This is a genomic window from Persicitalea sp., assembly GCF_041751555.1.
Taxonomy (GTDB): domain Bacteria; phylum Bacteroidota; class Bacteroidia; order Cytophagales; family Spirosomataceae; genus Persicitalea.
In genome coordinates this window covers 1-3,952 of the sequence record NZ_JBGSXF010000486.1, presented here as the reverse complement: position 1 = coordinate 3,952, position 3,952 = coordinate 1, and the positions used below count along the sequence as shown (strand labels likewise).

4 protein-coding genes are annotated in these 3,952 nt (G+C 48.1%); 2 read left to right on the top strand and 2 right to left on the bottom strand.

Going from position 1 to position 3,952, the window contains the following annotated elements; all coding sequences use genetic code 11:
• Together ACEW8P_RS17125 and ACEW8P_RS17120 are read left to right on the top strand one after the other, a co-directional pair.
• The coding region (locus ACEW8P_RS17125) for a DUF1731 domain-containing protein (protein WP_373514293.1) at positions 1 to 309 on the top strand (309 nt) is incomplete at its 5' end.
• 191 nt (positions 310 to 500) lie between these two features.
• On the top strand, positions 501 to 2,459 hold the full coding sequence (locus ACEW8P_RS17120; protein WP_373514292.1) for a polysaccharide biosynthesis protein: 1,959 nt from the start codon (positions 501 to 503) through the stop codon (positions 2,457 to 2,459).
• 5 nt (positions 2,460 to 2,464) lie between these two features.
• Here the strand turns inward: ACEW8P_RS17120 and ACEW8P_RS17115 are convergent, their stop codons facing one another.
• Positions 2,465 to 3,325, bottom strand: coding sequence for an FKBP-type peptidyl-prolyl cis-trans isomerase (locus ACEW8P_RS17115; RefSeq protein ID WP_373514291.1), 861 nt, complete (start codon positions 3,323 to 3,325; stop codon positions 2,465 to 2,467).
• 194 nt (positions 3,326 to 3,519) lie between these two features.
• Positions 3,520 to 3,952 (bottom strand): endonuclease III (nth, locus tag ACEW8P_RS17110; protein ID WP_373514290.1); only part of this gene is annotated, 433 nt, incomplete at its 5' end.

Genomic DNA, 3,952 nt, shown 5'->3' with positions numbered 1-3,952 from the left:
ATCGACGATATGTGCCGCCTGTACATCGAGGCCATTGAAAATGAAAGTTGGGAAGGAGTTTATAACGGCGTGGCGACTCCACCCGTGACCAACGCTGAACTGACCAAACTCATCAGCAAAGTACTCGACCGCCCGCAGTGGATTCCCAAAGTACCTGAATTCGCTTTAGACTTAGCCTTTGGAGAGATGGCCGAAGTCGTACTGGGTAGCAGCTACGTGGAGAACGCCCGGCTGCGGACTACGGACTTTGAGTACAGGTTTCCCGAACTGGAAGGCGCTTTGCGGGACTTGCTTTTAAATAAGTCATGAATTCCCTCGTTACAGTTGGATTGCCGTTTATACAATTTCAAAAATTAGCGGATTTTTTCTATAAAATCGACCTAAATTAGCGTGTTGGATCCTGCTGTTTTGTGAGGGATATGACTTGTCTCCTCACCAGTATTCTGGCCTCCTGAAAAAAAATTATAGTGATAACTGTCCGCTTTGATAGGCTTGTGCGTATGATAGAGAGATTTTTCCAAGGAGTAATCGACAGCTACCACCACCGCTTTGTTTCACGGCGCTTGATTCTGGCCATTGACTTGGCCATTGTCGGTTTTTCTTTCATTGCCGCTGCTATTCTTCGCTTTAATTTCGACTTTTCGGAAATCGACTGGTCGGTTTATCGTTATTATCTCCTCGTTTTGGTGCTGGTTCGTTGGGGCTGTTTTTTGTCTTTTCGATCTTACCATGGTATTGTACGCCATACCAGCCTGGAAGATGCCGGGCTTATCCTCCAAACTGTTACCGCCAGTAGCCTGACCGTGGTTCTCATTTCTAGTTTGGCCGCTTACTTATCCAGCGTTTCGGTACTGTACATTCCGATCTCGGTACTGCTCATCGAGTACTTTATCTGCCTTTTCCTGATGATTGCCAGTCGATTTTTTGTAAAATCAATGTATATCGACATTACGAGCAATAACCCGCGCACTACTTCTCAGGATGTTATTATTTACGGCGCGGGCGAATTGGGCATCCTTACCCGGAACGTATTGCTGAAAGACCCCCAGCGGGGGTACAACATTCTCTGTTTTATCGACGACAATCCTACTTTGGCGGGCAAATCGGTAGCGGGACTCCGGGTATTGAACCGAGAAACAGTAGTTGAAGAATACCTGAGAAAAGATGCTGATAACACAGAAGTTATCTTGGCGATTCAGAACATCCACCAATCGAGCCAGAAGAAAATTTTGGAGTTTTTCCTACAAAAGAACATTTTAATAAAAGTCGTTCCGGCCTCAAACGACTGGCTGGAAGGTACTTTAAGTAGTGAGCAAATCCGAAAAATTCGCATTGAGGACTTGCTTAAACGCGAGCCCATCCGACTGAACAGTTTGCATCTTCAGGAGGAGATAAATGATAAGGTAGTGGTCGTGACCGGGGCTGCTGGTTCCATTGGTAGTGAAATCGCTCGACAACTGGTTCATTACGCGCCCCAAAAACTCGTGCTCATAGACCAATCTGAATCAGGAATCTATGACCTGGAATTTGAGCTAAGAAACGACTACGCCAACCTGACGGGAAAGACCAAACTCATAGCGGTAGTAGCCGACATTACTGACGAGGGGCGAATGCGACGGACTTTCGCGCTGCACTGCCCGCAAATCGTATACCATGCCGCTGCTTACAAGCACGTGCCGCTCATGGAGCGCTACCCCTACGAAGCCGCCAAAACCAATGTGTTAGGAACTGAAATCATTGCTAACCTCTCGGTAGAATATCGAGCCGAAAAGTTCGTCTTCGTTTCTACTGACAAAGCCGTTAACCCTACTAACGTGATGGGGGCTACCAAACGACTGGCTGAAATGTACGTGCAGGGCCTGAACTCGAACTTGTTACATCACACTAATCTTATTATCACACGTTTCGGCAACGTATTGGGTTCCAACGGTTCGGTAGTACCATTGTTCAAGAGACAAATTCAGTCCGGCGGTCCAGTTACCGTGACGCATCCTGACGTAATCCGCTACTTCATGACTATTCCCGAAGCCTGTCAGCTGGTACTGGAAGCCGGCGCGATGGGTCAAGGGGGCGATGTGTTTGTGTTCGACATGGGTGAACCCGTCAAGATTGTAGACTTAGCCCGACGAATGATTCAGCTTTCGGGTCTTGCCGCCGACCGGGACATCGAGATAGCCTACACGGGACTGCGTCCCGGCGAGAAATTATTTGAAGAACTCCTTAGCGAGGGTGAAACGCACACGGCCACCCATCACCCCAAAATCATGATTGCCCGCTTGTCGGCAGTCTCATTCCAGACTATAAGGGAGGCAATCTCGGAACTCAGAAGCATACTCTCTACGGGAGATCGAGACAGTATTGTCTCTTTGCTCAAAGCCGTCATACCACAGTACGTCAGTAAAAATTCCGAGTTTGAAAAACTCGATCATCTGGAGGAGAACCTTACCGATACGGCCTAGTTGACTTACTCCAAAACCTCGATCTCAAAAATCAATGGCGTATAGGGGCCAATATTTGCCCCAACTCCTTTCGTGCCATAGCCCTGTGAGGAAGGGAAAATCAAGATAGCTTTCTCGCCTTTGCGTAAACGGCTGACGCCCTCTTCAAAGCCTGGAATAAGTCCTCTTGAACCAGGAGTTGCCGACAAAGTACCCTTATCGAATTCTTTACCGCTCAGAAGTTTGCCCACATACTTCACGCTCACCGTTTTCCCGTTTCCAATCATATCGCCCGTTACCGTGTTCTGGCGGATAATTCTAACCCCGCTGGATGTAGTTTCAGACACGGTATATTTTTTTCCCATTATGTAGTCCTCAATCTGCTGAGCCTCCGTCCGTACCTGCACCAGTTCCAACTCAACGCGAATGGGCGAGTAAGCGGGTATTTTGTCGTAACCTACATTACCGAAGGCAAGGTAAAAGGGTAAAAGTAAAGTCATCTTTTCACCTTCCCGCATCAGGCTGATAGCCCGCTCGACGCCCGGCAGATGATAATTGGTGCCAAACGTAAAACGAAGCGGATTTTTGGCGGCGGTTTCAGTGCTATCGACTACTACTCCGTCAAGGGTATATATTTTATAATAAATTGCCACCTCATCGCCCACCTTCGCCTTAGCACCCTGTGGGTTATTTACTTGCTTTACGTAATACAAGCCAGAGGAGTCTTTCGTAGCGGAAAGACTATTTTTGGTCAAATAGTCCTGGATGCTTTTTTCATTTTTGGCCAGTTCACTCTCATCGGTCGTGCTGTCTAGCGTTTTGCTACACGCACCTAAGCCGAGCGCAAAAAGGATAAATAGGAAAAGGTTGATTTGGTTGTGCTTCATTACGGTATTTTTTGTATAAAATATTTCGATTTAGCTGGTTGGGTATTTCTATTCTAAAACTGTACGCTGAATAGGTGTCAGGTAACGCAGGAGTTCTGGGAAAATTTCTCTTTGCGATGCGCGGCATCTACCATAGAGAATCGTGCCAAGCCTGAATAGTTGGAATACCTGCCAAAAAAAATTCAGATGTAAGCTTACTTTTTTGCCCTTTGTGCCTTCTCGTAGTACTTACAAAGGTGCGTCAAGGCACATTCGTGGCACTTGGGAGAGCGGGCCACACAGATGTACCGCCCGTGCAAAATCAGCCAATGGTGGGCCTTGGGAACGAGGGCTGTGGGGATGCTGGCCATCAGGTGTTTTTCTACGGCCAGAGGCGTACTAGCCGTCAGAGGAGCCAGCCCTATGCGGTGCGATACCCGGAACACGTGTGTGTCTACGGCCATCGTGGGTTGATTGAAGATGACCGAGGCGATAACGTTGGCTGTCTTGCGCCCTACACCTGGTAACTTTTGCAGCTCGTCCACCTGACTCGGTACTTCGGAGTTGAATTCGGCCACCAGCATCCGGCCCGTGCCGACGAGATGTCTGCTTTTGTTATTAGGGTATGAAACCGACCGGATGTAGGCG